Raw genomic sequence first — 26,975 nt, forward strand, 5'->3', positions numbered from 1 at the left:
TCCCGCGGCGATTGTCAAAGCGTACGGCTACGCCACAGCCAGACGTCGATGCGGCTTGCCCGGCCGCGCAGCGCCGTTTCCAACGGTCCCTCCATGCGGCCGGACTGCGTGAGCACGCTATCGGGGCCGGCAGCGCGGACGATTTCGGCGCTCAGCGCCAGTTCGACGCCATGGCGGGCGGCCACCTCCATAAGCCGGCTGCCGACATTGATGGTGTCTCCCGCCGCCGTGATCTGCTGCCGGTCGCCGGTGCCCAATCGCGAGGCGACGATCGGGCCGCAATGGGCGCCGACCTTGAAGCCGATTTTCTTCGGGGCAAAGCCCGCATGCGCTTGAAGCCAGGCCCGTGTGCGCTCGCAGAGGCTGACCGCGCAGGCAGCGGCGCGGGCGGCATCGTCATCGGCAGGCTCCGGCAGGCCGAACAGGATCATCGCGCCGTCGCCCATGAAGCTGGTGATGGCGCCGCCGTGGGCGCGCGCCTCCTCGTCGACCAGTTCGAAGAAGCCGCTCAGCATCTCGCTGACCGCTACCGGCCCGACATTTTCGCTGAGGCCGGTGAAGCCCGAGAGATCGATGAAGATGACGGCGGCGTTCTGGCGCACCGGCGCGGCAAGGAAATTCGGATCGCGCGCCAGCCACTCGCCGAGGCCGGGCGCCTCGATGCGCTGCAGGAGCGCGCTCTGCTCGGCGAAATGGCGGGCGCGGCCGCGGTCGAGCCAGAGCTCGGCCGCCCCGAAGATCAGCGCCGGCGGCAGCGCTGCGGCGATCGGCAGCGCCGCACTCAGCCAGTAGCCATGCGCAAAGGCCGACAGGTTGATCATCGCCCAGACGATCAGCGTCAGCACGATGATGATATAGCCTGCCGCACTGCGGCGCCAGGCGACCAGCGAAACGAGCACGAGCGTCAGACCGACGGCAATGCCGGCATCGATCAGCCTTATCCTATGGTCGCGCACCATGCCGTCGCCGGTGACGAGATGGGTGATCGCCGTCGACATTACCTCGACGCCGGGCATGACAGGATCGAACGGCGTCGGGAAGACGTCGCCGCCGCCAGTCACCGTCGAACCGATGACGACGATGCGACCAGTGACCGCATCCGCCGAAAGCTTGCCATCCAGCGCATCGGCGGCGCTGAAGGTGGCGATGCTGCCATGCCCGCCATAAAAGGTCACCGGCAGGCGTTGGCCGATATCGGTGGGAATACGCAGCTTTCCGAGCATGATGGCATCGGGTTCGATCGTGGGATCGACGCCGAGCGCCACCGACGCGACACGCAGCGGAAAAGCCGGATCCAGCCGGTCTGCGGAACGCGAGATCAGCGGAATGAAGCGCGGCGTGCCGGTCTGGTCGGTTGCGACATTGACGATGCCGACCGCAGCTGCCTCGGCAAAGCGCGGAAGCGGCAAGAGAAGCTGGTTTGCCTCAGGGATGGCGGCAAGCGGATCACCGGCCACATCCGTGACCCGCTGGCTGCTTTGCGCGAAAGTGGCTGCGGCCGCAATCACGCTCGGCCCCTGGCGAAGCGCGGTCGTCAGTGCCGCATCACCCGCCTCCGGCCCCGGATCGACGAGCAGAATATCGATCGCCAAAGCCTTCGGCTTCAACGTGGTGATCGCGCCGGCGAGGCGCGCAAGTGTCGCCCGATCGAGCGGATAGCCGTGCGCCCTAGCGGTGCGGTCGTCGATCGCAACGATCGAGACGACGGGAGGCGGTGTTTTCACCCCGACGATGGCGCTGCGGATATCGGCAAGCGAGGCTTCCATCCGGTCGAGAAGGCCGCTTCCGGCATTGAGATTGACATAGCCGAGCGCAGCCGCCCAAAGACCGGCGAGCAGCAGCGCGATCACGGTCAGCAGACGATGGTTCATGGGATTTATTGGCCGAGGCGGGCAAGTAGGGCGGCGGCGCGCGGCGCCGGCCAGCGACGCACGACGAGGGGTTCGGTTCCACCGCTGACATCGACGCCTTCGCCCGGCGATAGCACCACCGGCTCCCCGGACGGTCGGCGAACCGCGACGCTGCCTCTGACGACCAGCACCGAGGTCTTGTCGCCTGCGACATCGACAGCCCATTGGGTGCCACGCACGGCAGCGATCGCCTGCGGCGTCACGACCTGGAAACCACCGGCGTGCTGGGTGCTGTCGACATCGACGAGAATGGCTTTGCGGCGCAGCGATGCCGAATCGGGGCTGCCGTCACGGTTGCGGTCGACGAGGCTGTAGGCGGCGCCGGCCTCTGCCGTCACCGTGACGCCGCCGGGACAACTGAGCACCTGGCGGGCGCCGGCATCACGCGATACCGTGCAGCCGGCAGACTGCGCAAAGGCCGCCCCATGCGGAATTAGGCCGAGAGCGAGTGCGGCGGCAAGCAGGCTGCGAAACGTCGTATTCATGGAAAGTCCCCTTGACCGTGCGGAACAGCTCTTTTGGAAAGCACCCGCCAACCGTCTTCTTCCATGTAAGGGATGATAGCCGAATTCAAATATTTCCCTAGGCAAAAAAAGCAAATCGTCGCAATCGCCGGCGGAATTCTTACGTTCTACTATCCGTTTCAGGCGCCGGTCCGGTATAACGCGCCCGCGGCCGGATCAATTCGCCGCTGTCGATCTGTTCCATCGCATGCGCTAGCCAACCCGCGGAACGGGCAAGCGAGAAGATGATGATCGGCGCCTCCCTCGGGAGATCGAAGGCGGCGGCCATTGCGGCAAGCGCGAAATCGACGTTGACCTTCTCGCCGACCATCTCCTCGCCGGTTTCCCGGAGCTCGGCAAACTGCGGCGGCAGGGGGAAGTGCGACAGTAGCGATAAGGCCCTGACATCGCCATCGGGATAGAGCGGATGGCCGAAGGCCGAAAGGCGATTGCCCTGGGCAAGCGTACGGCGGATCCCCTGCTCCGCCCCGAGCGCGGAAGTAGTCTCGATCAAGGCGTCGATGCCCTGCCAGGCAGCGCCGTGCAGCGGGCCTGTCAGCGTCGCCAGACCGGACAGCACGGCCGCCGAAAGGGCTGCACCCGCCGATGCTGTGACCCGCGCCGCAAAGGTCGAGGCGTTGAGTTCGTGATCGGCAAGCAGCACCAGCGCGCGACGCAGGCAATCGGCAGCATCCGGCCGCTGCCAGCTTGCCGCAAGCCTGAGATGCAGCGGCTGGTCGAAAGGCCTCGGCGCCAGTGCATCGGCGATGGTGCGGAGAACGCCACTTGCTTCGCGGCGAAGTGCTGCCGGCGAGCGGCCGAGCGACGGCAGATCCGATGTCACCCGCCCCGCCAGCGCCAGGAAGGCAGCCTGAAGCGACGGAGAGGCATGTCCGGTCCCGCTGCCGGAGGAGAGTCTTTCCGCGCCATTCCAGAGCAGTGCCGCCGTCTGCTCCAGCGTCGCGACTTCCGCGAAATCGGCCGCATCCCTTCCGCGATAGAAAAGCCGTCCGCCGATGATGGTGGAGATTGCTGAGGACAGAACCGGATCGCCCCAGCGGATCGCCTCGGCAGCGACCGTTTCGGTCTTGCGGCGGCCGGCATGGCGTTCGGCAAGCCGCTGTACGTCGGCTGCCTGGTAGAGGCTGCGGCGCGGGTCGGCGGGATCGGACTTGGCGCGGATGCGCCCACGGCTGACATTGGCATAGAGCGTCTGCGGCTTGGTCTTCAACGCCCGCAGCGCCTCCTCGGCAGTCAGCCACGACATCGGAACCTCACATTGATCAATTACATCAAGATTGACGTCAATGAGACTAGGTCCGATCATCCCGGTCGTAAAGGAGAAAACGATATGAAAAACGGGTTGGAAGATGTCATTGCTGCCGAAACGCAGCTTTCGGATGTCGATGGCGAAGCGGGACGACTGATCATCCGCGGTGTGTCGCTGGATCACCTGGTTGCAGAAAGCACCTATGAAGGCGTCGCCGCCCTATTGCTCGATGGGCTGATGGAAAAAAGCTTCGACGAAGCGGAATTGCGCGACTGGTTGGCGCAGGCGCGAACGAGGATTTTCGGCCATATCAAGGCCGCCGATGCCGCCCTGCTCGCTTTGCCTCCGGTCGATGCGATGCGGGCGTTGATCGCTCGCCTGCCCGACGGCGAGGATTTCGATAGCGCTCTCAGCCTTCTGGCTGCGCCCGCAGTTTTCCTGCCGGCGATCCTTCGCAAGCAACGCGGCAAAAGACCGATCGCGCCCGACGCCTCGCTGCCGCAGGCGGCCGATATCCTGCGCATGCTGACCGGAAAATTGCCGACCAGGGAGCAGACAGCGGCACTCGACACCTATCTCGTGACGATATCGGACCATGGCCTCAATGCCTCGACCTTCGCATCGCGCGTCATTGCATCGACGCAGGCCGGCCTCACCTCTTCCGTACTCGCGGCGGTGAGCGCCCTGAAAGGGCCGCTGCATGGCGGCGCGCCCGGTCCCGTGCTCGACATGCTGGATGCGATCGGAACGGCGGAGAATGCTTACTCGTGGCTCGGCGACGCGCTCGACCGCGGCGAAAGGCTGATGGGCTTCGGCCACCGCATCTATCGCGTCCGCGATCCGCGCGCCGATGCGCTGAAGGGCGCGCTGAAGCCGTTGATCTCAACGGGCCAGGTGAACAGCGCCCGCGGCGCTCTGGCGGAAGCCGTGGAGACGGCTGCATTGGCGATCCTGAAGGTGCGCAAGCCGAACCGGCCGCTCGACGTCAATGTCGAGTTTTATACCGCGCTGCTGCTCGAAGCGCTCGGCTTTCCCCGCGAGGCCTTCACCGGCGTCTTCGCGATCGGCCGCACTGTCGGATGGCTGGCGCATGCGCGCGAACAGGCGCTCGAAGGCAGGCTGATCCGTCCGCGCTCGGTCTATATCGGGCCGCTGCCGGCCGCTGCGTAAACGTTGAGTTCGCCGGCAGGGGCATGTCCTTGCCGGCGATCGTCAACCGCCGACGAAGGCGGCGAGGTTGTCGAGCGTCGAGCGGCAGCCTTCTTCATTGTCTTTAAGGCGAATGCCGGAGGGGATGTTGTCGCAGACCATCGTCACATCGGTGCCTCCATCGGCGGGCGACAATGTCGTGCTGACCGTCATCTCGCCGGAAAAATCTTCATCCTCGGAATCGAAGACCGTCGCCCAGACGACGTTCTCGTCAGGCACGAGCCGTGCAAAACGGCCCTGGAACTTGTCGATCTTGTCAGAGGTCTTGCCCGGCTGCGACGCCTCGTCATCGGGATAGACGAGCGACATGCTGAAGGCGCCGCCTTCCCTGCCCTCGAAGGCATGGACGATGCCCTTCATCGTATCAGGCGGAAGCCAGGTGGCGACCGCCTCCGCATCGAGGAAAGCACGGTAGATGCGCTCGCGTGGTGCCGCGATGAAGCGTGCGACGGTCGTGCTGCGTGAAGGGGTCATGCCGGCGAGATAGCGCGAGCACGAATGTTATCCAGATCGCGCCTGACACAACGCGATCTGGTGTTGGCATACGTCAGACGAGGCGGCTCTGTTCCGTCGCCGCTTCGATGAAGCTGGCAAACAGCGGATGCGGGTCGAGCGGTCGGCTCTTCAGTTCCGGGTGGTACTGCACGCCGATGAACCAGGGATGATCGGGATATTCGATCGTCTCCGGTAGCACGCCGTCCGGCGACATGCCGGAGAAGACGAGGCCGCAGTTCTCGAGCCGGTCCTTGTAGTCGATATTCACCTCGTAGCGGTGGCGGTGACGCTCGGAAATATCGGTGGAACCGTAGATATCCGAGATCTTCGTGCCCTTCTTCAGCGCCGCCTTGTAGGCGCCGAGTCGCATAGTGCCGCCAAGATCCCCGGCTGCCGTGCGCTTCTGCAACTCGTTGCCCTTGACCCATTCGGTCATCAGGCCGACCACCGGTTCTTTCGTCGGGCCGAATTCAGTCGAGGAGGCACCGGAGACGTCGGCGAGATTGCGCGCCGCCTCGATGACCGCCATCTGCATGCCGAAGCAGATGCCGAAATACGGCACCTTGCGCTCCCGGGCAAAGCGGGCAGCGTGGATCTTGCCTTCCGAACCGCGTTCGCCGAAGCCGCCGGGCACGAGGATGCCGTGCACCTTTTCGAGATAGGGCGCCGGATCTTCCTTTTCGAAGACCTCGGATTCGATCCATTCGAGGTTGACCTTGACGCGATTGGCGATGCCGCCGTGATGCAGCGCCTCGATCAACGACTTATAGGCATCCTTGAGGCCGGTATATTTGCCGACGATCGCGATGGTCACCTCGCCCTCCGGCGTGCGGATGCGATTGCAGACCTCTTCCCACGGGTCGAGCCGCGGCTTTGGCGCAGGCTCGATGCCGAAAGCGGCAAGGACTTCGTCGTCGAGGCCTTCCTTGTGGTAGGCGATCGGCACGTCATAGATGTTGGCGACGTCGAGCGCCTGGATGACGGCGGACGGGCGAACGTTGCAGAACAGCGAGAGCTTGCGGCGTTCGGCTTCCGGAATTTCGCGATCGGCGCGCACCAGCAGGATATCGGGATGAATGCCGAGCGCCTGCAGTTCCTTGACCGAATGCTGCGTCGGCTTGGTCTTGAGTTCGCCGGCCGCCGGAATGTAGGGCATCAGCGTCAGGTGGACGTAGACGGCGGTGCCGCGCGGCAGGTCGTTGCCGAGCTGGCGGATCGCCTCCATGAACGGCATCGCCTCGATGTCGCCGACCGTGCCGCCGATCTCGCAGATGACGAAGTCGTAATCGCCATTACCCTCGGTGACGAAATCCTTGATCTCGTTGGTAACGTGCGGGATGACCTGCACCGTCGCGCCGAGATAATCGCCGCGCCGTTCCTTGTCGATGATGTTCTTGTAGATGCGGCCGGTGGTGATGTTGTCGGTCTTGGTCGCCGAACGCCCCGTGAAGCGTTCGTAGTGACCGAGATCGAGATCGGTTTCCGCGCCGTCGTCGGTGACGAAGACCTCGCCGTGCTGGGTCGGGCTCATCGTGCCCGGGTCCACGTTCAGATAGGGGTCGAGCTTGCGCAGCCGGACCCGATATCCACGGGCCTGCAGCAACGCTCCGAGAGCCGCGGCCGCAATTCCTTTTCCGAGAGAGGAAACCACGCCGCCAGTGATGAATACGTATCGCGCCATGGGAGTCACCGGATACCTTTTCAAAAACGATTCCACCAGCCCAAAAATTCTTTTCCAGAACTTTCGATGCGTGGCGCAGGAATCTAAACAAAAGAAAACCGGCAGACCCGAGGGCCTGCCGGCGGTTTATGTCGAAGACCGGCTTACTGTCCCGTCGGGACGCCGGAAGGCTGAGCCGGTGCCGGCGCGGCCGGAGCTGCGGGCGTTGCCGGAGCAGTCGTTGAAGGCGCGGTGGCCGCTGGGGCCTGCGTTGCCGGAGCCCCAGTTGCCGGCGCTTGAGCGGCGGGAGCCTGCGGTGAGGGCGTTGTAGCCCCGCTGCTCGGAACACCGTTGCCGGCCGGCTGATTTGCCGGAGCCTGCGCGCCGCCGAGCGAATCGAGAATACCGTTGCCCTGGCCGCCTGTTGCAGGGATGCGATCGAGAATATCGCTCGGACGGCCCTGGTAACGCGTCAGTATGCCGAGGCCGAGCGAGGTCAGGAAAAACAGCGTCGCAAGAATCGCGGTCGTGCGCGTCAGCGCATTGGCCGTGCCGCGGGCCGACATGAAGCCCGAACCGCCGCCGATGCCGAGGCCGCCGCCTTCCGAGCGCTGGATGAGCACGACGCCAACGAGGGCGAGCACGATCATGAGATGGATGACAATCAATACGGTCTGCATGGGTCCAGTCCTGCCCGCCTCGAGACGGACATAAGTAAGAATTCTGGCGGCTCTTTACATGAGGCTTTCATCTATTCCAAGCCCTTCGGCCAGGAATAAACCCGGGAATAAACCCAGGAATAAAAAATGTCTCAGGCGAGCAGCGCCTCATAGGCCCGGTAGATGGCAAGGAAGTCGGCCGCTTTCAAGCTCGCCCCGCCGATCAGCGCGCCGTCGACATTGGCAACGCCCATCAGCTCTTCCGCATTGGCCGGCTTGACCGAGCCGCCGTAGAGAAGGCGCATCTTGCGGCCGCCATCGCCGAAGCGGGTCGCCAGCTCTGCGCGCATGAAGGCATGCGCCTTTTCGACATCGCCTGATGTCGGCGTCACACCGGTGCCGATCGCCCAGATCGGTTCATAGGCGATGACCGTATTTTCGGCAGTCGCGCTATCGGGAACGGAGGCGGAAAGCTGGCGTTTGATGACGTCGAGCGCCTGGCCTGCCCGGCGCTCATCCGCCGTTTCGCCGATGCAGATGATCGCCGTCAGCCCGGCAGCAAAGGCAGCCTCCGCCTTGGCGCGGACCAGATGGTCGGTTTCGGCATGATCGGTGCGCCGCTCGGAGTGGCCGACGATGACATAGGTGGCGAAACAATCAGCAATCATCTCGGCCGAAATGTCGCCGGTATGCGCGCCCGATGGCTTCTGATGGCAGTCCTGAGCCCCGATCGCCAGCGGGCTGTCGGTGCACAGCGCCGTCGCCACATACAGCAGCGTCGTCGGCGGGCAGATCAGCGCTTCGACCTTATCGGCCAGCGGCGGGCGAACACCCTCGGCGATCGCTTTGATCTGATCCAGGGAGGCACGCATGCCATTCATTTTCCAGTTTCCCGCCACAAGCGGGCGCACATCAGGTGTCATGCTGGCCTTCCACAATCTGCTTATGCCTTGGGCAATATCAAAAGCTTGCAGCAAAGAAAAGCATCATGCCCTTGACGTAAGGGGAATCTCTGCGATCCCGCGCATATTTCTGCCGAAAATCGTCCGCTACAGCGCCGCGCGTCTTTTCAGACACGTCAGGGTAGCATTTAGAATCCACGCATCGGCCCGATGCACTCTAGCCGGCGAGAATCCAGTTCAACACCCTGCGCCAGTCGATCATCCGGATCGGCGTCCCGTGATTGCCGGTCTGAAACAGCGTGAAACGCGCCGGATATTTTGCCTTGTGCAGGCTTTCGAACAGCGCCTGCTGGTCGGCGGCGGCATAGACCGGATCGCGGCTACCATGGGCAAACCAGAGCGGCAGCTTTGCCTTGTAGAAGGCGCTCCTGGTGAAATCGGGATCGGTCACCCCGCTCATGATCAGCATGCCCCTCAGCCGCTTGACGCTGTCGCTGTCGCGCGCAATGCCCCAGCAGACCTGGCTGCCCATCGAGGCGCAGGAAAGGATGATCGGCCGGCCGGGTGATTGCGCGCTGGCATAGCGGATCAGCCCGGCGATCGCCGCAACGCCGCTGCTGTCGAAGCTTTTGACGGTCGGCGAATAATAAACGCCGCCATTGCCGGCGACGAGGTTCTTCAGCCGGTTGAAATTGCCGCCGAAGCTGTAGTCGTTGGCGCCGAGCCGCCGGTCACCGTCGCGGCCATGGATGAAAATCACCGTGAAAGCGGCACTCTGAGCCGGTCCCACCCTGGTGACATCGAGCTTGATGCCGTCGACAGACAGCGTTTCGTCCGCCTGGGTCTTGCGGATGCCGAGCGCCACATATTTCTGCTGCACCCGCTTTTGCGGGATCTGGTCGCGGCCGTTGATATCTCGCATCTCGTCATAGTCGATGACCTCGAAGGCGCCGTCATCGCCCGTCTGCAGCACGGCCTGCTTCGAAAACAGATCATCCTTGAAAGGCGGCAAAGCATCGGCTGCCTGCGCCGGGCCAACAGCGGAGAGGATGGCCGCGGACAAGAAAAACGCCGCAATTGCGGTGAAGATGGTGCAATGACYTGTGGACATTCGCATTCGGATGGTTCCTGAAGCCCGCCGCCGCTTGCCATTCTGCACCCGGCAACGCAAATCATTTGGGAAAAGCCCGCCAAAACAGGCGGTGTCGCGTATAGATGTGCTTTCTGGCAAAATCTGCCTGATTCGCAAACGTGGCATGAAATGCGGTGATTTTGGGTCGGCGGCGGATGCCCGCCCAAGCCAGACCTAAGACAGGATGAAGATCTGAACGGCTCCATGGACGATAGCAACGACCTTTTTTCCGGAATGCCCCTCTCTGAAAAACGCGAGGAGGCGCAGAAGCCTGCCGCGCCCGCCGAACGGCCGCCGGTGACGGCTGCGCCCGCCGCCGCAGCACCCCCGGCTGCCGGAGCCTCGGCGCGCCCGGCGCCCGCCGCCTCGAACTCGGATGATTACGGTGCCTCGTCGATTCGCGTCCTTGAAGGACTTGAGCCGGTGCGCATGCGTCCGGGCATGTATATCGGCGGCACCGATGAAAAGGCGCTGCATCACCTGTTTGCCGAAGTCATCGACAATGCGATGGACGAGGCGGTCGCCGGGCACGCCAATTTCATCGAGGTCTATCTCGACCTCGAGGGTTATCTGACGGTTTCCGACAACGGCCGCGGCATCCCGGTCGAGAACCATCCGCAGGTGCCCGGCAAGTCGACGCTCGAAGTCATCATGACCAAGCTGCATGCCGGCGGCAAATTCGACGGCAAGGCCTACGAGACCTCGGGCGGCCTGCACGGCGTCGGCGTCTCGGTCGTCAACGCGCTCTCCGACGACCTCGAGGTCGAGGTGGCGCGAAACCGCAAGCTCTACCGCCAGCGCTTCTCCCGCGGCCTGCCGCAGGGCGGGCTCGAAGAGTTGGGCGACGTCCATAATCGCCGCGGCACCCGCGTGCGCTTCCATCCAGACCCCCAGATCTTTGGGGATCACATGAAGTTCGATGCCGCCCGCGTCTTCCGCATGGCGCGCTCGAAAGCCTATCTGTTCGGCGGCGTCGAAATCCGCTGGAGCTGTGAGGCGGGCGTGCTGCCCGAAGGCTCCGAGGTCCCTGACAAGGCCGTCTTCCACTTCCCCGGCGGCCTGAAGGACTATCTCCAGGCGACGATGGGCAAGGAGTTCACCGTCACCCGCGAGATTTTCGCTGGCAAGACGGAGAAGGTAAGCGGCCACGGCTCGATGGAATGGGCGATCACCTGGTATGGCGGCGATCCGCAGGTGCATTCCTATTGCAACACCATTCCGACGACCGAAGGCGGCACACATGAAGCGGGGCTGCGCATTGCGCTGACCARGGGCCTGAAGGCCTATGCCGAGCTGACGCAGAACAAGCGCGCCGCGCAGATCACCACCGACGACGTGATGATCTCGGCGGTCGGCATGCTGTCGGTCTTTATTCGCGAGCCGGAATTCGTCGGCCAGACCAAGGACAGGCTGGCGACCGTCGAGGCGCAGCGCATCGTCGAGAACGCGCTCCGCGATCCCTTCGACCATTACCTTGCCGACAATCCGAACGAGTCGGCCAAGCTGCTCGACTGGGTGATCGAGCGCGCCGAGGAGCGCCTGCGCCGCCGCAAGGAAAAGGAAGTCAACCGCAAGACGGCAGTGCGCAAGCTGCGCCTGCCCGGCAAGCTCGCCGACTGCTCGCAGAACACCGCTGTGGGTGCCGAACTCTTCATCGTCGAGGGCGATTCGGCAGGCGGTTCGGCCAAGCAGGCGCGCAACCGCGCCAACCAGGCGATCCTTCCCCTGCGCGGCAAGATCCTCAACGTCGCCAGCGCCGGTCGCGAAAAGCTCGGCGCCAACCAGCAGCTCGCCGATCTCGTCCAGGCTCTCGGCTGCGGTACGCGCTCGAAATATCGCGACGAAGACCTGCGATACGAGCGCATCATCGTCATGACCGATGCCGACGTCGACGGCGCTCATATCGCATCGCTGCTCATCACCTTCTTTTATCAGGAGATGCCGGAGCTGGTGCGCGGCGGCCATCTCTTCCTCGCCGTGCCGCCGCTCTACAAAATCACCCAAGGGGCGAAATCCGCCTATGCCCGCGACGACAATCATCGCGCCGAGCTGATGCAGACGGAGTTCAAGGGCAAGGCCAAGGTCGAGATCAGCCGCTTCAAAGGTCTCGGCGAGATGATGCCCGCCCAGCTCAAGGAAACCACGATGGATCCGTCCAAGCGCACCCTGCTCAAGGTGCTGATCGACGAGGTGGATTTCKAAGGCACGCGCGCCGCCGTCGACGATCTGATGGGCACCAAGCCAGAAGCCCGCTTCCGCTTCATCCAGGACCGCGCGGCCTTCGCGGAGAACCTCGATATCTAGGGTATTAGGTCGAGCGCGCCAAACGGTCGGGTTCGGCGCGCCGCATTTTAGCATTYACGATTTCACCGAACTGACGAAGAATCGTAACAACTCCGTTAAACAACCGGCGCATGAAGCGGTCGGCGCGCCTTCCCCTCGGGGAGGAGCTGCGCCCGTTTCAACCGTTTTCAACCCTTGCCGGATATTTGTCATGACCAAGCGTTTTCTCGCGGCTGCCGCTTTCGTTCTCCTGTCCAGCACCGTCTCCGCCAGCGCCACCGATATCGGCGCCACCTTCGAGACCACCTGCCCCTTCGGCGATTGCGCTGCCGGCATTTCGCTCTCCTATCTCGGTGAATTCGTCATCCCCACCGGCCACATGGAAAACGGCGTCGAATTTGGCGGCATTTCCGGGCTCGATTTCGATGCCGCCACCGGCCACTATCTCGCCATCAGCGACGACCGCTCGGAAAGAGGCCCGGCCCGCTTCTATGAACTCAACGTCGATCCCGACGCATCCGGTCTCAAGAGCGTTTCTGTCGTCAAGCAGGTGACGCTGAAGGACAAGAACGGCGAGCCCTTCGCTGCCCGGACCGTCGATCCGGAATCGATCCGCTTCGGCAAGGACGGCATCTACTGGGGCAGCGAAGGCGACGGCAAGGCGCTGCTGGCGCCCTTCGTCCGCGTCGCTTCGCCGGACGGTTCCTTCGTCCGCGAATTCAAGCTTCCGGAGGGCTTTGCGCCGACCGCGGACAAGTCGACCGGCATCCGTGACAACCTCGCCTTCGAGGATCTTGCCATCGCGCCCTCCGGCGATGTTTTCGTCGGTGTCGAAGCCGCCCTTTACCAGGATGGTCCGAAATCCTCGCTGACGTCAGGCAGCCTGTCGCGCATCGTCCGCTACGACGGCGCAACCGGCGAGCCGAAGGCCGAGTATGTCTACCCGGTCTCGCCGATCCCGCAGGCCGCCATGAAGGCCGACGACGGTAATGACAACGGCATGTCGGAGATGCTTGCCCTCGACGATCACCGCCTGCTCGCCGTCGAACGCAGCTATGCCCAGGGCTTCGGCAACAACATCAAGATCATGATGATGGATCTGACTGATGCCACCGATGTATCCGCTATCGCTTCGCTGGCCAAAAACGACCAGCGTGTCGTCCCCGCCCGCAAGAGCCAGGTGCTCGATTTGAGGGCGATCGGGCTCGTCCCCGACAATATCGAGGCCATGTCGCTCGGCAAGGCCAAGGATGGCACCGATGTTCTCATTCTCGGCTCCGACAATAATTTTTCGACCAGCCAGAAGACGCAATTCTATGCCTTCAAGGTTCTCAACCGCCCGCAGCAGTAAGACGCTCGGATCCGAGGGTCGAATAGCGACGCTTTGTATACGCTTTCATGGTGCGGACCTTGAAACCGCCGGGTTGATGGCCCATAACCAGAGTACAAGAAAAAGAAGAGGCGCGCGTGGGTGTGTTCGACCGTCAGAAAAGCAATCATGAACCGCGATGGCTCGGATCGTCGGCGCAGACGCGCACGCCGCTGATTCCCTCCATTTCGGCGGCGCGCTGGTTGCTGGTCCTGGTCGTTACTGCTGGCGTCTATTTCTTCTACGGCTTCCTCGTGCCGGTGCTCGCAGCCCTCGTCATCGGCTTTGCCAGCTGGCCGCTCTACCGCAAGCTTCTTGCCCGCGTCGGCGGCAATACGACAATCGCCGCGACCATCGCCATCATCATGATCATCACCTTCCTGGTCATTCCGATCGGRCTTGCGGTGACCTATACGACGGGCGAAGTGCGCACCTGGGTCACCTGGGCGATCCATGCCAACCGCGTCGGCGCCCCGACGCCCGACTGGATCGTCGCGCTGCCTTGGGCCGGCGCCTATCTCGATGAAGTCTGGACAAAATATATCGGCAGTCCCGGTGCCCTCGGCGAAGTCATCCAGGCGGTCAGCGGTGCCAATATCGGCAACATCTATCGCGCCGTGCTGGCGGCCGGCGGCGGCGCCTTCCATCTGCTGCTGACGCTGCTCTTTATGCTGATCGCGCTGTTCTTCGTCTATCGCGACGGCTTCTCCTTCTCCAAGCAGATCGACATGCTGGGCGAGCGCATCCTGCCGAACCGCTGGGAGCGCATTTCCCGCGTCGTGCCGGCGACGATCAGCTCCACTGTCATGGGCATGACGCTGATCGCGATCGGCGAAGGCATCGTGCTCGGCCTTGCCTACTGGATTGCCGGCGTGCCTTCGCCGGTGACGCTCGGCGTTTTGACCGGTGTGATGGCGCTGATACCGGGCGGTGCGCCGCTCTCCTTCACGCTGGTCTCCATCTATCTGCTGGCGAGCGGCTCGCATGTCGCCGGCATCGGTCTCTTTGTCTGGGGGACGGTCGAGCTCTTCATCGTCGACAAAACGCTGCGGCCGAAGCTCGTCGGCGGTCCGATCAAGCTGCCCTTCCTGCCGACCTTTTTCGGCCTCGTCGGCGGCGTCAAGACGATGGGTTTCCTCGGCCTCTTCATCGGCCCGGTGCTGATGGCGCTGATCGTCGCCATCTGGCGCGAGTGGATCCACGAGGCCCGCAACGCCGACAAGAGCGAAACCGGACCGCAGATCATCATCGATGAACAGGCCCCGCCGCCGGTCCCCGGTTCGCCGAAAACCATGCCGCGCGTCGCCGAAGGCTGAACATGGTTTCGCAGACCGGCTAGCCCAACTGCTTTTCCATGAACAGGCTGAGCGGGTCCGGCAGATAGCTGCCGAAGGGCTCGATTTCCCGATATCCGAAATTGCGGTAGAGAGCGATCGCCTCGGGCTGGTAGATGCCGGTTTCGAGCCGGATTGCCGTCAGCCTCTTTCCCCCTGCGATTGCTTCGAGCGCATTCATCAGGCCGCTGGCGATCCTCAGTCCCCTCGCCTCGGGATCGACGAACATGCGCTTGATCTCCGCCGTGCCGTCACCGGCCTCGACCAGTGCGCAGCAGCCGACGATCGCATCGCCGTTGCGCGCAACGAGGAAGCTCACCGAAGGCTTCTCCAGCAAGGAGAGGTCGACCAGATGGTTGCTTTCAGCCGGATAGAGCGATTGCGCATAGGCATCGGAAAGATCGAGAAGGCGGATGACGCCCTCCTGGCGCGGCGGTTCAAGGGCGATGGTGACAGACATGTGGCTCCCTCTGCTGGCGCGGGGCACAATTTTTCCCGACATGACGAAGAGTTAATGCCGTTGCCTTCATTCGGTTGGAATTGCGCCCTCTAAGACGATGATATGCTCAATAATCAAGGAAGCAGAATATGCAAGCGGTGCTGATCGCGATGACCATTCTCGGCTGCGACGATTCCATCAGCCAGTGCAATTATGTCGCGACGGTCGATAAACGCTGGGAAACCGTTGCCGCTTGCGACGCGGAAGCCGAACGACGGCTGAAGACCTATGTGAATGTCAATTATCCCTCGGTGATCGCGGTGTGCGAGGCGCCGAAAGCCATCGCCGCCGCCGAGCCGCCGGAATCGGCGCCCGTGCCTGCCGCCGCATCCGAGGTCGCTGTCGCAGCGCCCGAGGAACCCGCAGGACGGATCGCCGGTTTTGCTGAAGGTATTGCCGGACAGGTCCGCGCCCATCTGCCCTCAGGCAAAAGCGTCAGGGACACACTGACCAAACCCGTGCACTTCGTATCCGCCAGTTATTCCTGGGTGGTGACGCGGCTCGCTGATTAGGCCGCCGCAAGCGCCGCATAGACGCGGGCCGATTGTCGCTGCTCGGTGACACTAAGCTTTTCCACCATGTCGAGCAGTTCGCCGATCGCGCCATGCGCGTCGTGATGACGGAATTTTTCGAGAAGACGGCCGCAGACATTGCCGAGCACGCTGCCCGGCGCTTTTCTGGCGGCGTCGCGCCACAGCATCGTCGCCTCGACGAAGATGACGCTGATATCCCTTGGCAGGCCGGCGGACTCGTAAAGCGCACGCACGGCATGCATCCGCCCGGTTGCCAGGATCGAACGCACACGGCGCTCGTTGCACGCGGTCAGATCGACGATCGCGCCGGCGAAGAAGTCCACCTTGCCCGCGCAGAGCGCATGCATCAGGAAGGATGGCGTCAGCCGGCCGTTGAGGCGCAGATGCTGGACGAGGTCGGGTATTTCGCGTGGGGCGATATCGCCGGCGATCGAAACGATGGCAGCCTCGGTCGCCTCGCGGCTGATGCGCTGAAGCCGCTGCAGGCCGATCGCCGCCTGCGCCAGCGGCAGCCCGATCAGCGCATTGCTGACATGCTGGGTGAGCAGCTGGCGGGCATCGGCCGGAAGGTCGCTGCGGTCGAGAAGCAGATTGCGGATATCGCAGCAGTCGCCGAGCCGTTCGGCGATGCGTTTCAGCGACAGGCTGGAAATCACTGCACCGTCATTCTCGAGCAGGCAGAGCAGCTCTTCCTCGTCACCGACCTCGGCAAGGGCCGCGGAAACTGGACGTGTCACATGCGCCCTTGCTGCGATCAGCATGCGGGTGGCGCCATTGCCGCGCGCGGCAAGGTCGACCAGATCGGCATCGCTCAAAAGCGGCGAACAGGTCACCGCGTGGCAGGCGACCTCGGGCTGGTCCTCGGCAAGCGAAAGGATCAGGCTGCGTGGCGCATCGGGCGACCAGGCAATCGCCTCGGCAAGCGCAAGCCGCACGCGCGGCGACGGATCGTCGAGAAGAAAGGTCATTGCCATCTCGGCTGCCGCCCGCTCATCCCCTGTCATCTCGGACTGCAGATAGGCTCGCCCGAGCGCGTTTGCGGCCCGGGCCCGGTCGCCTGTCTTGGCCGTTTCGACCCAACGAAGAAAAGCTTCTACGATCACGCGACGCCCCAGCACTTGAACGCGATTCTTTCGCGTTCCATTCAATGCTGCGACGGTAGCGGCAAAAGGTTTAAGATTGGTTCACCATATTTCTTAAGCCTTTGTATGCCTTGCGGTTAGCCTTCAATTGGTGGCAGTTGCGGCCGGATCATCTCGAAAACATCGCTGCCTTCGCTGTAATCCATGTAGCCCATACGGGCGACAGGTCGGGCGATCGACATGTCGAGGCGGCCGTCCCTGACGATCGCTTCGTCGATGCGGATGCCGACCACTTCGCCGAAGACCAGCACGTTTTCGGACCGTTCCCCCGACAGCGTCTTCGGCTCGATGACCTCCGTGACCTTGCATTCGAGCACCGCGAAAGCCTCGCCGACATAGGGCGCGTCGATCAGTTCGGCCTGCTTCGGCGTCAGGCCGGCGAAGTCGAATTCGCTGTCGCCGTAGGGCAGCGCCGCCGAGGAGAGGTTCATCTTCTCGGCGAGATCGCGGCTGACGAAATTGCAGGTGAAGACGCCGGTCTCGGCCGCATTGCGCTGGCTGTGCTTGCGTCCGGCGGAAGAAAACATCACCAGCTTCGGCCGATCGGCGACGGCATTGAAAAAAGAATAAGGCGCGAGATTGATCGAGCCATCCCTGCCCTTGCTACCGATCCAGCCGATCGGGCGCGGCGACACGATCGCCTTGAAAGGATCATGTGCAAGCCCGTGCCGGTTGCTGTCGGTGGTATAGAACATCAATCGTCTCCGCCGACCCAGGTCACGGTGTCGGCAAGCTCCGGCCGCGGCCGCTCGATTACCGGAAATGTCGTCGAGCCGATATGGATGAAGCCCGCCACTTTTTCATCAGGCCCGACGCCGAGCAGCGGATAGGCGCGCTCGTCATAGGCGAACCATTCCGTCAGCCAGTTGGCGACATAACCATTGGCGTTGGCGGCGAGAATGACATTGAAGCAAAGCGCGCCGGCTGACATCAACTGCTCCCATTCCGGGATCTTGATATGCGGTCCTGCCTTGCTGACGACGGCGACGACCACGGGCGCGCGGGTGAAACGGCTGCGCTCGACCTGAATCATCTCTTCGGAAAGTTCGGGTTTTGTCTGAATCGCCAGCGTCAGAAGCTCCTCGCCGAGACGCACGCGCTGTTCTCCGCGATAGACGATGAAGCGCCAGGGGGCGATCTTGCCGTGATCGGGAACACGCGAGGCGAGACGCAGGATCTCCTCGATCTCGGCCTTCTCGGGGCCTGGTTCGCACATCTGGAAAGCGGGGATGGAGCGGCGCACGGCGAGGTAGTCGATCAGCTTGATATCGGATTTCATGCGGGAGAGGCTCTCATTATTTATGCTGCTGCAAAGGGTGGGTCTTGAATTTGCCATCGCGTTGGTCTTGAAGTGGCCTTTGCGATTTCAGAAGTCAATCGGTTCACGAAACAGATGTTTGGCATTTTGCCTTTTGCACGCATCGGCCTTGCCATTGCCCTGATGGTATTGATGCCCCTCGGCGCCGGCGCTCAGGATGCCTTCAAGGGATTCAAACAGCTTGAATCGACGCCGAAGATGCCGAAGCTCGATGCCTTCATCGCGCCCGGCGCGGTGCCCGAAGGGGTCAAGCTGCGCGACGTCCCGATGGAAGCCAAGCTGACGGCGGACGGCACGCCGGTTGAGGAAGGCCTATCCTGGTACGTCTTCAGCCCGATCGCCGGATCCGATGGCAAACTGCCGCTGATCGCCAGCGCCAAGGGCGGACCTGCCGCCTTCCAGCTCGCGCCCGGTGATTATTTCGTCAACGTCTCTTTCGGCCGCGCCGGCGTCACCAAGAAATTGACCGTGCCTGCTGAAGGCGAGGTCGACAAGCAGGTGATGGTGCTCGATGCCGGCGGCCTGCTGCTCAATGCCGTCTCCGGCACCGACGCCCGCATCCGCCCCGACCAGTTGAGCTTCTCGATCTATTCTTCGGAAGTGCGCGACGATGGCGAGCGCGGCCTCGTCATGGCCGATGTCTCGCCGAATACCATCGTCCGCCTCAATGCCGGCACCTATCACATTGTTTCCGAATATGGCAGCGTCAACGCCGTGATCCGCGCCGACATCCAGGTCGAGGCCGGCAAGCTGACCGAGGCGACGATCCAGCATCGCGCCGCGCAGGTCACCTTCAAGCTGGTCTCCGATGCAGGCGGCGAGGCGATCGCCGATACGGCATGGTCGATTCTGACGGCGGCCGGCGACAGCGTCGGTGAAAGCGTCAGCGCCTTCCCGACCATGGTCCTCGCCGAAGGCGGATATTCCGCCGTCGCCCGCAACAAGGACAAGATCTACCAGCGCGATTTCACCGTCGTCGCCGGCAGGAACACCGATGTCGAGGTTCTGATGAAGGACCAGCAGCCGCAGCCGCCGGTGAGCGACGCGGCCCGCACGGTACAGCAGGTGCCTGTGGGCACACCGACACCGCCGGGTGTCCAGCCGGCTCCGGTGGAGCCGCTGCCCTCCTACGAACAGCTCGTGCCGCAGCCGGGCGGTGACGACACCAGCCTCGATTGATTTTGCTGCGAGCGGTTTCTACTCAGCCGAGATGTTTGGGGAAGGCGTACGGATCGAGAGCGCTTCAGACGCGCGTTCAATCATTGGCATCGGGAATTTTCTGAAGCATTGCAGCTCGGGGTGATCCGTTCTCGATCATGGCGGCAACATTGCGCCTCTAGATCAGACTTCCGACAGCGCCAAAGCCTAGCGCTGTCAGATCCCGGTTATTTCAGGCGGCCTTGGCTTTCTTTGCTTCGGCCTTGCGACGAATGTCGGGCGGTGTCGCTTCGAGCGCAAGGCTCTCGACGGCAGCGTCGAGCCCCATCGAAACCTGTTCCTGGCTGCCGAGGCGGCGGATGTTGACCGTGCGCTCCTCGGCTTCCTTCCTGCCGCAGACGATGATGACAGGAACCTTGGTGACCGAATGCTCGCGAACTTTGTAGTTGATCTTCTCGTTGCGGAAGTCGGTCTCGACGTTGAGACCGGCCTCGCGCAGCGCCTCGGCCACTTCAAGCCCGTAGGCATCGGCTTCCGAGGTGATCGTTGCGACCACCACCTGAAGCGGCGATACCCAGAGCGGCATGTGGCCGGCGAAGTTCTCGATCAGGATGCCGAGGAAGYGCTCCATCGAGCCGCAGATGGCGCGATGGATCATCACCGGCTGCGTCTTTTCGGAGTTGCTGTCGATGTAAAAGGCGCCGAAGCGTTCCGGCAGGTTGAAGTCGACCTGCGTCGTGCCGCATTGCCATTCGCGGCCGATCGCATCCTTCAGCGTATATTCGAACTTCGGCCCGTAGAAAGCGCCCTCGCCCGGCAGGATGCCGGTCTTGATGTCGTTCGACTGCTGCTGGATCGTCTCCAGCACGCCCATCATCACGCTTTCGGCGCGGTCCCACAGATCGTCCGAACCGACGCGCTTGTCCGGCCGGGTCGAGAGCTTGATGGTGACTTCGTCGAAGCCGAAATCCTTGTAGACCGAAAGGATCAGGTCGTTGATCTTCAGGCATTCGGCGGCCATCTGCTCGTCGGTGCAGAAGATGTGCGCATCGTCCTGCGTGAAGCCGCGCACGCGCATCAGCCCGTGCAGCGCCCCCGACGGTTCGTAACGGTGGACATTGCCGAATTCGGCAAGCCGGATCGGCAGCTCGCGGTAGGATTTCAGCCCATGCTTGAAAATCTGGATATGGCCGGGGCAGTTCATCGGCTTCAGTGCGAAGACGCGGTCGTCGTCGGTGTCGTCGCCGGCGACCGTCACCTTGAACATGTTGTCGCGGTACCAGCCCCAGTGACCGGAGGTCTCCCACAGCGACTTGTCGAGCACCTGCGGCGCGTTGACTTCCTGATAATCGCCGGCAAGCCGGCGACGCATATAGGCAACCAGCGTCTGGAACACACGCCAGCCCTTGCCATGCCAGAACACGACGCCCGGGCCTTCTTCCTGGAAATGGAAGAGATCCATTTCACGGCCGAGGCGGCGGTGATCGCGCTTTTCGGCTTCGGCAAGCATATGCAGGTAGTTGTCGAGTTCCGACTGCTCGGCGAAGGCCGTGCCGTAGATGCGGCTCAGCATCGGATTGTTGCTGTCGCCGCGCCAGTAGGCGCCGGCCACCTTCAAGAGCTTGAAGGCGTTGCCGATCTGGCCGGTCGAGGCCATGTGTGGACCGCGGCAGAGGTCGAACCAGTCGCCCTGGTAATAGATCTTGAGATCCTGCCCTTCCGGGATCGCGTCGACGAGCTCGACCTTGTACTGCTCGCCCTTGTCGGCGAAGACCTGTTTCGCCTTCTCGCGCGACCAGACCTGCTTGGTGAAGGCGGCGTTGCGGGCGATGATCTCCTTCATCTTCTTTTCGATCTTCGGCAGATCGTCGAGTGTGAAGGGCTCGTTCTTGGCGAAGTCGTAATAGAAACCGTTTTCGATGACCGGGCCGATCGTCACCTGGGTGCCGGGCCAGATTTCCTGCACCGCTTCGGCCATGACATGCGCCGCGTCGTGGCGGATGAGTTCCAGCGCACGGTCGTCATTGCGGGTGATGATCTCGATTCTGCCCGTCGTCACGGGATCGGAAAGGTCGCGCACGGTGCCGTCGATTGCAACGGCCACTGCCTTCTTGGCGAGCGACTTGGAAATGGATTCAGCGACATCCCGGCCGGTTGCGCCGGCATCGTAGCCGCGCACGGAACCATCGGGAAATGTCAGGGAAATAGCTTGGGACATCGAAATTCTCCTTGTCCAGTCCCGCCAACGAATGCGGGTGGTTGCAACGACAGCGCCTCCGTCCTTGGATGCGCTGCCGCCTGATACTCAGATTTGCTGCGTGAGTAAAGACGAAGCCCCGGCTACATGATCATTTCGGCAAGGCCGCGCACGGTGTTCCAGTTGCGCATCGTGCCGACGCCGATCCGCTTGGTCGTCAGGGCCGAAAGCAGCTTGGACTGGCTCGGCTTGCCGGCGAAATCGATCCAGAGATCGCCGCCGACGACGGCGATGCGCTGTCCCTCCCTCATCAGCGGTTTCAGTGCCTCCACCTTCTTCGGGTCGACCGGCAGGCGCATCACCCGGACGATAACCTGATCAGCGTTGCCGTCCTTGAAGGGATTGGTGCTGGCAAGCGCCATCCAGGTGCAGTCGCTGCGCACGATGATATCGACATGTTTGCCGAACTTTTCTTCGAAGCCCTCTTCCAGGTGGACCTCGAGTTCGTGCGGCCGCATGTCATCGGCCTCGAAGACGAGATTGCCTGTTGAAACCAGTGTGCGGGGCTCGCGATAGCCGAGCTCTTCCGCCAACGCGCGCAAATCTTCCATGATGACGCGGCGCTCGGGCGTCAGAACGATGCTGTGCAGAAGGGCGATGAAGGTGCTCATGGCGCCGGCCGTCCCTTCCGACCGAGGGCGAGATAACGCCACGGCGTCCACCAGCGGAAGCTGTCGCCGAGCATCTCCGGCACCTGGTCGAGGCCGCTGGTGCCGCCCGGGCCGCAGCGGCCGACGCGAAACAGCGCCATCCAGCCGCCGGCCCAAAGGCCGTGGCGAGCGATCGACTCGTAGCCATATTCGGAGCAGGTCGGGATATGTCGGCAGGAATTGCCGATGAAGCCGGAAAGCGTCAGCTGGTAGAGGCGGATGAGCCCCATGCCGAGCAGGCGGTCGGGAGTCTTGCGGAATGGACCGGTATAATTGCGGGAAGTGCGTGCGGCCTTTTCACGCGGCTTGTCCGGTCCGGCGGCGCCACCGTCGTCCTCATCGTCAGCCTGCGGGGCGCAGAACTCGCACATCTCCGTTATGCCTCGACAACTTCCGCCCGTTTCGCCTCGATCTGCCCGATCGCATCGACGACCGCATCGAAGGTCAGCATCGTCGAGGCATGGCGGGCCTTGTAGTCGCGCACCGGCAGCAGATAGCGCATGTCTTCGAAGCGTCCCTGGGGGCCCGCCCCATCCGCCTTCAACATGGCGAGCATGTCCTGGCGCGCCTGGCGCAATTCGTCCGACGTGGCGCCGACGACATGGCGGGCCATGATCGAGGACGAGGCCTGGCCGAGCGCGCAGGCCTTCACGTCATGGGCAAAACCGGTCACGGTATCGCGGTCCATCTTCAGCCAGATCCGCACCTTCGAGCCGCAGAGCTTGGAATGGGCCTGGGCGCTCGCATCGGCATCATCAAGCGTGCCGGTCAACGGAATATTGCCGGCGAATTCGAGGATTTTGCTGTTATAGATGTCGTCCATATTGGATTTCCGCTCCAAAATCGCTGCGGATCGGCCTCTGCAGGGGTGTTATTGTCGTCAAAACAAAAAACACACCGTGTCGTCTGAGGATACTTACATACGATGGCCGTCTTCCTATATGTATGTCGTTCGAAGGCCATTAAAATGCAATGGCCTCGTGTAAGTTTGATTGGGAAACCGTGCCGGACGGGCTGAACTTGCCCTGAAAGCCCCGGAGCCTGCCAAAGGTGCATGAATTCCCGCATGGGATTGACCAGTGGCGATTCCGACAGATGGGTCCGCGGTGCGGACCAGGAGACCATTGTTCATGGACGCCATCGTAAAGAACTTTCCGCAGACGAACCGAGATTCGGATCGCCCCTCCCAGCAGGAGGCGGAGGAAGCCATTCGCGTTCTGCTGCGCTGGGCCGGTGACGACCCGACGCGTGAAGGTCTGCTCGAAACGCCTGCCCGCGTCGTCAAATCGTACCGCGAGCTTTTTGCCGGTTACGACATGGCGGCGGAAGACGTGCTCGGCCGCACCTTCGAGGAGGTCGCCGGTTACGACGACATGGTCCTCGTCAAGGATATTCCGTTCTACTCGCATTGCGAACACCACATGGTGCCGATCATCGGAAAGGCCCACGTTGCCTACATGCCGGACGGGCGTGTGCTCGGCCTGTCGAAGATTGCCCGTGTCGTCGAGATCTATGGCCGCCGCCTGCAGACGCAGGAAACGATGACCGCGCAGATCGCCCGGGCAATCGACGATACGCTGCATCCGCGCGGTGTCGCCGTATTGATCGAGGCCGAACATATGTGCATGGCGATGCGCGGTGTTCAGAAGCAGGGCTCGACCACGTTGACGACCACTTTTACGGGAACGTTCAAGACCGAGCCGGCCGATCAGGCCCGTTTCATGACCATGGTGCGGAGCCGCTGATACCGGCTCCCTCAGGAGGGCCGCGATGAGTCAACTGATCTTCAATCAACCATCCGAGGACAAGTCGGCGTTGGAAGACGCCGGCGATTTCACGCCGCATTTCGACGACCGCGGCCTGATCACCGCGATCGTCACAGACGCCGGCGACGGCGAGTTGCTGATGGTGGCGCACATGAATGCCCAGGCACTGGCGCTGACCATCCAGACCGGCACGGCCCACTATTTCAGCCGTTCGCGCGGCAAGCTCTGGAAGAAGGGCGAGACCTCGGGCAATCTCCAGACGGTGAAGGAAATCCGCACCGATTGCGATCAGGACGCCATCTGGCTGAAGGTCGAGGTCGCCGGTCACGACGCCACCTGTCACACCGGCCGCCGCTCCTGCTTCTACCGGACGATCACGCTTCGAGACGGAAAACCGATGCTTGATATAGTTGACGACGAGCTTCATTTCGATCCGCAGGATGTCTACGGAAAATAGCCCCAATTTTCCGGCATTTGCTCCTTATTGCGCCAGAAACCGCTTCTATATACCATTTGGAAACTGATCGGGCACACTATCGGAAATCAAGTGTTCTGCTGGGAGGGGAGAGCGCCATGTTGAGCTGGAGTCTGCATCGTCAAAGCTCTGAAGGCGAGGGTTCTGGTTCCGGCATGTCGACCACGCTCGATATGCTCCCGCCTCCGGCGCCTCAAAAGAAAATCAAGATCGCGCTCGCGCTCGGCGGCGGCGCTGCACGCGGCTGGGCCCATATCGGTGTGCTGCGCGCACTCGACGAGGCAAAGGTCGAGATCGGCATGATTGCCGGCACCTCGATCGGCGCGCTGGTCGGCGGCTGTTATCTCGCCGGCAAACTCGATGAACTCGAAAGCTTCGCGCGCTCGCTGACGATGCGCCGCATCGCAAGTCTCCTCGATCTCACCATCGGCGGCAGTGGCCTGTTCGGCGGCATGCGGCTGACCAAGCGCATGCAGGAACATCTCGAAGGCCTGAACGTCGAAGATCTCGATCGGCCGTTCGTCGCGGTCGCGGCCGAAGTCAATACCGGCCATGAGGTCTGGATCGCCAATGGTTCGCTGATTACGGCGCTGCGCGCCTCCTATGCCCTGCCCGGCATTTTCGAGCCAGTGCGCAGCAATCACCGCACGCTGGTCGACGGGGCGCTGGTCAATCCCGTCCCCGTCTCGGTCTGCCGCGCCTACGAGCAGCCGCTCGTCGTCGCCGTCAATCTCAATTACGATCTCTACGGCCGCTCGGCCGTCGTCCGGCACAATGCCAGCCTGTCGGCCCAGGAAGTGCATAAACAGGAAGAAGCGCCCTATGCGCGCCTCGGCATGACCGGCGTCATGGTGCAGGCCTTCAACATCATCCAGGACAGGATTGCCCGCGCCCGCCTTGCCGGCGACCCGCCTGATATTTCGCTGCAGCCGCGTCTCAGCTATATCGGCCTTTCGGAATTCCACCGGGCTGGCGAGGCGATCGAACGCGGCTACGAAGAAGCCAGAGCCCGGCTCCCCGAGATCAAGCGCATGCAGGAAGTCTACGCCAGCCACCCCTGATGCATGGCGACCCAAAGCCTGCAGCGGTTTTGCGACAACGACATCGGTCGAGCATGGCCGGCGAAAACCTCAGCCGGCGATATAGGCCTTGATTTCCTCGGCCTCACGCTCGACTTCGGCGATGCGCGATTTCACCACGTCGCCGATCGAAATGATGCCGGCAAGCTTGCCGTTGCTTTCCACCGGCACGTGACGGAAACGGCGGCTGGTCATCAGCTCCATCAGCTCGTTGACGGTCGTCTCCTCATGGCAGCGGTAGACCTTCGCGGTCATGACCTGGGCCAGCGCCTGGTCCAAGCCGTCCTTGCCGTGTTTGGCGATCGCATGCACGAGGTCGCGCTCGGTGAACATCCCCGAAATCCGATTCTCCATGCCGACGACGACGATGGCGCCGATCTTCTTCTTGCTGAGAATGGCGGCCGCCTCGGCGACGGTGGTGTTCGGCCCGGCGGTGACGACGTCCCTGCCCTTCAGGTCGAGGATTGCTTTGACTGAACTGGTCATTCGAACCTCCTATGTCCGTGAAACACTTGTCACAGGCATCCGCGGCGGTTTCTCCCCCCATCGCGGATAGGTAGATCGTGCACTGCCCGGCTCAGGATTGCAACACATCCTTCTCCGTTCCGGCAGGTTCCATCACAGGCGGGCGCGGCGCCCGATCGAACAGCGAAAACAGCAAGAAGCCGAAGACGAAGCCGCCGATATGTGCGTCCCAGGCAATCGGCTGGTCGCTATCGCCGACGAGCGGGATGCCGACTGCAATTAATGCATTGCCGACCAGCCAGAGCAGCATGAAGATGATGACGGTGCGGCTCTTCAGCGCCTCGACGATAGAAAGCCGGGCATTGAGATGCGCCGGCGCCATCGGCCGCCGCTCGGCCGGAAAGGCGAATCGGCAGGCGGCGCCCATCAGCCCGGAGATGACGCCCGATGCCCCGATCAGCAGCGACACGTCCCCCCAGTTCAGGACGGCGTGCAGGGCGGCTGATGCAATGGCGGAAAAAATCCAGAAGAGCGCGAAGCGTAGCGTCCCGATGCGGCGCACGACCGGCGCGCCGAAGGCCATCAGCCAGAAGGCGTTGAAGAGGATATGCTGGACGCTGCCGTGCAGCAGCGAATAGGTGACCGGCGCCCAGAACAGCTCCGGTCCCTGCTGCGACAGCGGAATCACATAACGGGCGGGAACGAAGCCGAAGGTGAAGAACAACCAGTTCAGCGCATCGTCGGACAGCACGAGTTCCTGCACCGCATAAATCACGGCCAGCAGGCAAAGACTGAAGAGCAGTGCCGGTGGAAGGTTGAAGACCGGTTCGCGCGGTAGCCGTGCCGGCGGCTGGACCTCGGGAGGTTCGGGCGCCTTATGCGGCTCGGCCGTCTGCTCATTCATCTG

General features: G+C 62.8%; 27 protein-coding genes. 9 read left to right on the top strand and 18 right to left on the bottom strand.

The features are described 5' to 3' along the window. Positions 1 to 14: 14 nt before the first annotated feature. The 3 genes from AC1ECN_RS19070 to AC1ECN_RS19080 all read right to left on the bottom strand — a co-directional run bounded on the left by AC1ECN_RS19070 (position 15) and on the right by AC1ECN_RS19080 (position 3,680). Positions 15 to 1,871, bottom strand: a complete 1,857-nt coding sequence (locus AC1ECN_RS19070; RefSeq protein ID WP_130672622.1) for a CHASE2 domain-containing protein — start codon at positions 1,869 to 1,871, stop codon at positions 15 to 17. A 5-nt stretch (positions 1,872 to 1,876) separates the two neighbouring features. Further along, positions 1,877 to 2,395: a FecR domain-containing protein gene (locus tag AC1ECN_RS19075; RefSeq protein ID WP_130672623.1), complete on the bottom strand. Its 519-nt coding sequence runs from the start codon at positions 2,393 to 2,395 to the stop codon at positions 1,877 to 1,879. A 139-nt stretch (positions 2,396 to 2,534) separates the two neighbouring features. Beyond that, positions 2,535 to 3,680 carry a citrate synthase gene (locus AC1ECN_RS19080; protein ID WP_130672624.1) on the bottom strand — a complete coding sequence of 382 codons (1,146 nt, stop codon included), beginning with the start codon at positions 3,678 to 3,680 and terminating at the stop codon, positions 2,535 to 2,537. A gap of 84 nt (positions 3,681 to 3,764) precedes the next feature. Between AC1ECN_RS19080 and AC1ECN_RS19085 the strand changes: the two genes are divergently transcribed. Further along, positions 3,765 to 4,853 (top strand): citrate synthase/methylcitrate synthase, encoded by a 1,089-nt coding sequence (locus tag AC1ECN_RS19085; RefSeq protein ID WP_130672625.1) that lies wholly within the window; start codon positions 3,765 to 3,767, stop codon positions 4,851 to 4,853. A gap of 42 nt (positions 4,854 to 4,895) precedes the next feature. Here the strand turns inward: AC1ECN_RS19085 and AC1ECN_RS19090 are convergent, their stop codons facing one another. From AC1ECN_RS19090 to AC1ECN_RS19110, 5 genes are all read right to left on the bottom strand, one after another. Next, entirely contained in the window at positions 4,896 to 5,366 is a 471-nt protein-coding gene (locus AC1ECN_RS19090) for an SRPBCC family protein (RefSeq protein WP_130655605.1), read from the bottom strand. A 73-nt stretch (positions 5,367 to 5,439) separates the two neighbouring features. Beyond that, on the bottom strand, positions 5,440 to 7,068 hold the full coding sequence (locus tag AC1ECN_RS19095; protein ID WP_018072161.1) for a CTP synthase: 1,629 nt from the start codon (positions 7,066 to 7,068) through the stop codon (positions 5,440 to 5,442). A 143-nt stretch (positions 7,069 to 7,211) separates the two neighbouring features. After that, the gene (gene secG, locus AC1ECN_RS19100) at positions 7,212 to 7,727 is read right to left on the bottom strand and encodes a preprotein translocase subunit SecG (protein ID WP_130672626.1); all 516 of its coding nucleotides are present in this window, start codon (positions 7,725 to 7,727) and stop codon (positions 7,212 to 7,214) included. Between the two features lie 131 nt (positions 7,728 to 7,858). Then, positions 7,859 to 8,629: a triose-phosphate isomerase gene (gene tpiA, locus AC1ECN_RS19105; protein ID WP_024322663.1), complete on the bottom strand. Its 771-nt coding sequence runs from the start codon at positions 8,627 to 8,629 to the stop codon at positions 7,859 to 7,861. A 196-nt stretch (positions 8,630 to 8,825) separates the two neighbouring features. Then, positions 8,826 to 9,725 carry an alpha/beta hydrolase gene (locus tag AC1ECN_RS19110; protein ID WP_477953814.1) on the bottom strand — a complete coding sequence of 300 codons (900 nt, stop codon included), beginning with the start codon at positions 9,723 to 9,725 and terminating at the stop codon, positions 8,826 to 8,828. Positions 9,726 to 9,944: 219 nt separating this feature from the next. Between AC1ECN_RS19110 and parE the strand changes: the two genes are divergently transcribed. The 3 genes from parE (at position 9,945) to AC1ECN_RS19125 (ending at position 14,708) form a co-directional block, all read left to right on the top strand. Next, entirely contained in the window at positions 9,945 to 12,044 is a 2,100-nt protein-coding gene (gene parE, locus AC1ECN_RS19115) for a DNA topoisomerase IV subunit B (RefSeq protein WP_477953816.1), read from the top strand. A 190-nt stretch (positions 12,045 to 12,234) separates the two neighbouring features. After that, positions 12,235 to 13,374, top strand: a complete 1,140-nt coding sequence (locus AC1ECN_RS19120; protein WP_477953818.1) for an esterase-like activity of phytase family protein — start codon at positions 12,235 to 12,237, stop codon at positions 13,372 to 13,374. 116 nt (positions 13,375 to 13,490) lie between these two features. Beyond that, on the top strand, positions 13,491 to 14,708 hold the full coding sequence (locus AC1ECN_RS19125) for an AI-2E family transporter (RefSeq protein WP_130672629.1): 1,218 nt from the start codon (positions 13,491 to 13,493) through the stop codon (positions 14,706 to 14,708). A 19-nt stretch (positions 14,709 to 14,727) separates the two neighbouring features. Here AC1ECN_RS19125 and AC1ECN_RS19130 read toward each other — a convergent pair whose 3' ends face one another. Next, a complete protein-coding gene (locus AC1ECN_RS19130) occupies positions 14,728 to 15,186 on the bottom strand; it encodes a GNAT family N-acetyltransferase (protein ID WP_018072168.1) in 459 nt (152 codons plus the stop codon). Positions 15,187 to 15,314: 128 nt separating this feature from the next. Here AC1ECN_RS19130 and AC1ECN_RS19135 point away from each other — a divergent pair, with 128 nt between their 5' ends. Further along, complete coding sequence (locus AC1ECN_RS19135) at positions 15,315 to 15,737, top strand: hypothetical protein (RefSeq protein WP_018072169.1); 423 nt, start codon at positions 15,315 to 15,317, stop codon at positions 15,735 to 15,737. Here the strand turns inward: AC1ECN_RS19135 and AC1ECN_RS19140 are convergent. The 3 genes from AC1ECN_RS19140 to AC1ECN_RS19150 all read right to left on the bottom strand — a co-directional run bounded on the left by AC1ECN_RS19140 (position 15,734) and on the right by AC1ECN_RS19150 (position 18,179). Beyond that, positions 15,734 to 16,876: a DUF2336 domain-containing protein gene (locus AC1ECN_RS19140; RefSeq protein WP_130664633.1), complete on the bottom strand. Its 1,143-nt coding sequence runs from the start codon at positions 16,874 to 16,876 to the stop codon at positions 15,734 to 15,736. The genes AC1ECN_RS19135 and AC1ECN_RS19140 overlap by 4 nt on opposite strands. 101 nt (positions 16,877 to 16,977) lie before the next feature. Then, positions 16,978 to 17,595, bottom strand: a complete 618-nt coding sequence (locus tag AC1ECN_RS19145) for a flavin reductase family protein (RefSeq protein WP_130672630.1) — start codon at positions 17,593 to 17,595, stop codon at positions 16,978 to 16,980. Further along, positions 17,595 to 18,179 (bottom strand): nitroreductase family protein, encoded by a 585-nt coding sequence (locus tag AC1ECN_RS19150; RefSeq protein WP_024322669.1) that lies wholly within the window; start codon positions 18,177 to 18,179, stop codon positions 17,595 to 17,597. The genes AC1ECN_RS19145 and AC1ECN_RS19150 overlap by 1 nt, the downstream gene beginning before the upstream one ends. Positions 18,180 to 18,293: 114 nt before the next feature. Between AC1ECN_RS19150 and AC1ECN_RS19155 the strand changes: the two genes are divergently transcribed. Continuing rightward, positions 18,294 to 19,397, top strand: coding sequence for a hypothetical protein (locus AC1ECN_RS19155; protein WP_024322670.1), 1,104 nt, complete (start codon positions 18,294 to 18,296; stop codon positions 19,395 to 19,397). Positions 19,398 to 19,608: 211 nt separating this feature from the next. Here AC1ECN_RS19155 and thrS read toward each other — a convergent pair whose 3' ends face one another. The 4 genes from thrS to AC1ECN_RS19175 all read right to left on the bottom strand — a co-directional run bounded on the left by thrS (position 19,609) and on the right by AC1ECN_RS19175 (position 23,106). Beyond that, positions 19,609 to 21,594, bottom strand: coding sequence for a threonine--tRNA ligase (thrS, locus tag AC1ECN_RS19160; RefSeq protein ID WP_477953821.1), 1,986 nt, complete (start codon positions 21,592 to 21,594; stop codon positions 19,609 to 19,611). Positions 21,595 to 21,716: 122 nt separating this feature from the next. After that, positions 21,717 to 22,244, bottom strand: coding sequence for a DUF1697 domain-containing protein (locus AC1ECN_RS19165; RefSeq protein WP_075225567.1), 528 nt, complete (start codon positions 22,242 to 22,244; stop codon positions 21,717 to 21,719). Continuing rightward, positions 22,241 to 22,654 (bottom strand): membrane protein insertion efficiency factor YidD, encoded by a 414-nt coding sequence (gene yidD / locus AC1ECN_RS19170; RefSeq protein WP_018072176.1) that lies wholly within the window; start codon positions 22,652 to 22,654, stop codon positions 22,241 to 22,243. The genes AC1ECN_RS19165 and yidD overlap by 4 nt, the downstream gene beginning before the upstream one ends. A 5-nt stretch (positions 22,655 to 22,659) precedes the next feature. Further along, positions 22,660 to 23,106 (bottom strand): iron-sulfur cluster assembly scaffold protein, encoded by a 447-nt coding sequence (locus AC1ECN_RS19175; protein WP_018495798.1) that lies wholly within the window; start codon positions 23,104 to 23,106, stop codon positions 22,660 to 22,662. Between the two features lie 307 nt (positions 23,107 to 23,413). Here AC1ECN_RS19175 and folE point away from each other — a divergent pair, with 307 nt between their 5' ends. The 3 genes from folE (at position 23,414) to AC1ECN_RS19190 (ending at position 25,585) form a co-directional block, all read left to right on the top strand. After that, positions 23,414 to 24,028: a GTP cyclohydrolase I FolE gene (gene folE, locus AC1ECN_RS19180; RefSeq protein WP_075225565.1), complete on the top strand. Its 615-nt coding sequence runs from the start codon at positions 23,414 to 23,416 to the stop codon at positions 24,026 to 24,028. Between the two features lie 25 nt (positions 24,029 to 24,053). Then, complete coding sequence (gene hisI / locus AC1ECN_RS19185; RefSeq protein WP_017960562.1) at positions 24,054 to 24,506, top strand: phosphoribosyl-AMP cyclohydrolase; 453 nt, start codon at positions 24,054 to 24,056, stop codon at positions 24,504 to 24,506. A 116-nt stretch (positions 24,507 to 24,622) separates the two neighbouring features. Continuing rightward, positions 24,623 to 25,585 carry a patatin-like phospholipase family protein gene (locus AC1ECN_RS19190; RefSeq protein WP_018481963.1) on the top strand — a complete coding sequence of 321 codons (963 nt, stop codon included), beginning with the start codon at positions 24,623 to 24,625 and terminating at the stop codon, positions 25,583 to 25,585. A gap of 69 nt (positions 25,586 to 25,654) precedes the next feature. Here the strand turns inward: AC1ECN_RS19190 and AC1ECN_RS19195 are convergent, their stop codons facing one another. Continuing rightward, the gene (locus AC1ECN_RS19195) at positions 25,655 to 26,089 is read right to left on the bottom strand and encodes a CBS domain-containing protein (protein ID WP_018072179.1); all 435 of its coding nucleotides are present in this window, start codon (positions 26,087 to 26,089) and stop codon (positions 25,655 to 25,657) included. Positions 26,090 to 26,180: 91 nt separating this feature from the next. Continuing rightward, positions 26,181 to 26,972 (bottom strand): rhomboid family intramembrane serine protease, encoded by a 792-nt coding sequence (locus AC1ECN_RS19200; protein ID WP_130661643.1) that lies wholly within the window; start codon positions 26,970 to 26,972, stop codon positions 26,181 to 26,183. Positions 26,973 to 26,975: the final 3 nt, after the last annotated feature.

This window comes from Rhizobium sp. 01N447_2, from assembly GCF_056399245.1.

Bases quoted from the DNA above. Each gene is read 5' to 3' on its own strand.
- AC1ECN_RS19070 (WP_130672622.1), bottom strand. From the start codon at position 1,871: ATGAACCATCGTCTGCTGACCGTGATCGCGCTGCTGCTCGCCGGTCTT.
- AC1ECN_RS19075 (WP_130672623.1), bottom strand. From the start codon at position 2,395: ATGAATACGACGTTTCGCAGCCTGCTTGCCGCCGCACTCGCTCTCGGC.
- AC1ECN_RS19080 (WP_130672624.1), bottom strand. From the start codon at position 3,680: ATGTCGTGGCTGACTGCCGAGGAGGCGCTGCGGGCGTTGAAGACCAAG.
- AC1ECN_RS19085 (WP_130672625.1), top strand. From the start codon at position 3,765: ATGAAAAACGGGTTGGAAGATGTCATTGCTGCCGAAACGCAGCTTTCG.
- AC1ECN_RS19090 (WP_130655605.1), bottom strand. From the start codon at position 5,366: ATGACCCCTTCACGCAGCACGACCGTCGCACGCTTCATCGCGGCACCA.
- AC1ECN_RS19095 (WP_018072161.1), bottom strand. From the start codon at position 7,068: ATGGCGCGATACGTATTCATCACTGGCGGCGTGGTTTCCTCTCTCGGA.
- secG (WP_130672626.1), bottom strand. From the start codon at position 7,727: ATGCAGACCGTATTGATTGTCATCCATCTCATGATCGTGCTCGCCCTC.
- tpiA (WP_024322663.1), bottom strand. From the start codon at position 8,629: ATGACACCTGATGTGCGCCCGCTTGTGGCGGGAAACTGGAAAATGAAT.
- AC1ECN_RS19120 (WP_477953818.1), top strand. From the start codon at position 12,235: ATGACCAAGCGTTTTCTCGCGGCTGCCGCTTTCGTTCTCCTGTCCAGC.
- AC1ECN_RS19130 (WP_018072168.1), bottom strand. From the start codon at position 15,186: ATGTCTGTCACCATCGCCCTTGAACCGCCGCGCCAGGAGGGCGTCATC.
- AC1ECN_RS19135 (WP_018072169.1), top strand. From the start codon at position 15,315: ATGCAAGCGGTGCTGATCGCGATGACCATTCTCGGCTGCGACGATTCC.
- AC1ECN_RS19145 (WP_130672630.1), bottom strand. From the start codon at position 17,595: ATGTTCTATACCACCGACAGCAACCGGCACGGGCTTGCACATGATCCT.
- AC1ECN_RS19150 (WP_024322669.1), bottom strand. From the start codon at position 18,179: ATGAAATCCGATATCAAGCTGATCGACTACCTCGCCGTGCGCCGCTCC.
- AC1ECN_RS19155 (WP_024322670.1), top strand. From the start codon at position 18,294: ATGTTTGGCATTTTGCCTTTTGCACGCATCGGCCTTGCCATTGCCCTG.
- AC1ECN_RS19165 (WP_075225567.1), bottom strand. From the start codon at position 22,244: ATGAGCACCTTCATCGCCCTTCTGCACAGCATCGTTCTGACGCCCGAG.
- yidD (WP_018072176.1), bottom strand. From the start codon at position 22,654: ATGTGCGAGTTCTGCGCCCCGCAGGCTGACGATGAGGACGACGGTGGC.
- AC1ECN_RS19175 (WP_018495798.1), bottom strand. From the start codon at position 23,106: ATGGACGACATCTATAACAGCAAAATCCTCGAATTCGCCGGCAATATT.
- folE (WP_075225565.1), top strand. From the start codon at position 23,414: ATGGACGCCATCGTAAAGAACTTTCCGCAGACGAACCGAGATTCGGAT.
- hisI (WP_017960562.1), top strand. From the start codon at position 24,054: ATGAGTCAACTGATCTTCAATCAACCATCCGAGGACAAGTCGGCGTTG.
- AC1ECN_RS19190 (WP_018481963.1), top strand. From the start codon at position 24,623: ATGTTGAGCTGGAGTCTGCATCGTCAAAGCTCTGAAGGCGAGGGTTCT.
- AC1ECN_RS19195 (WP_018072179.1), bottom strand. From the start codon at position 26,089: ATGACCAGTTCAGTCAAAGCAATCCTCGACCTGAAGGGCAGGGACGTC.
- AC1ECN_RS19200 (WP_130661643.1), bottom strand. From the start codon at position 26,972: ATGAATGAGCAGACGGCCGAGCCGCATAAGGCGCCCGAACCTCCCGAG.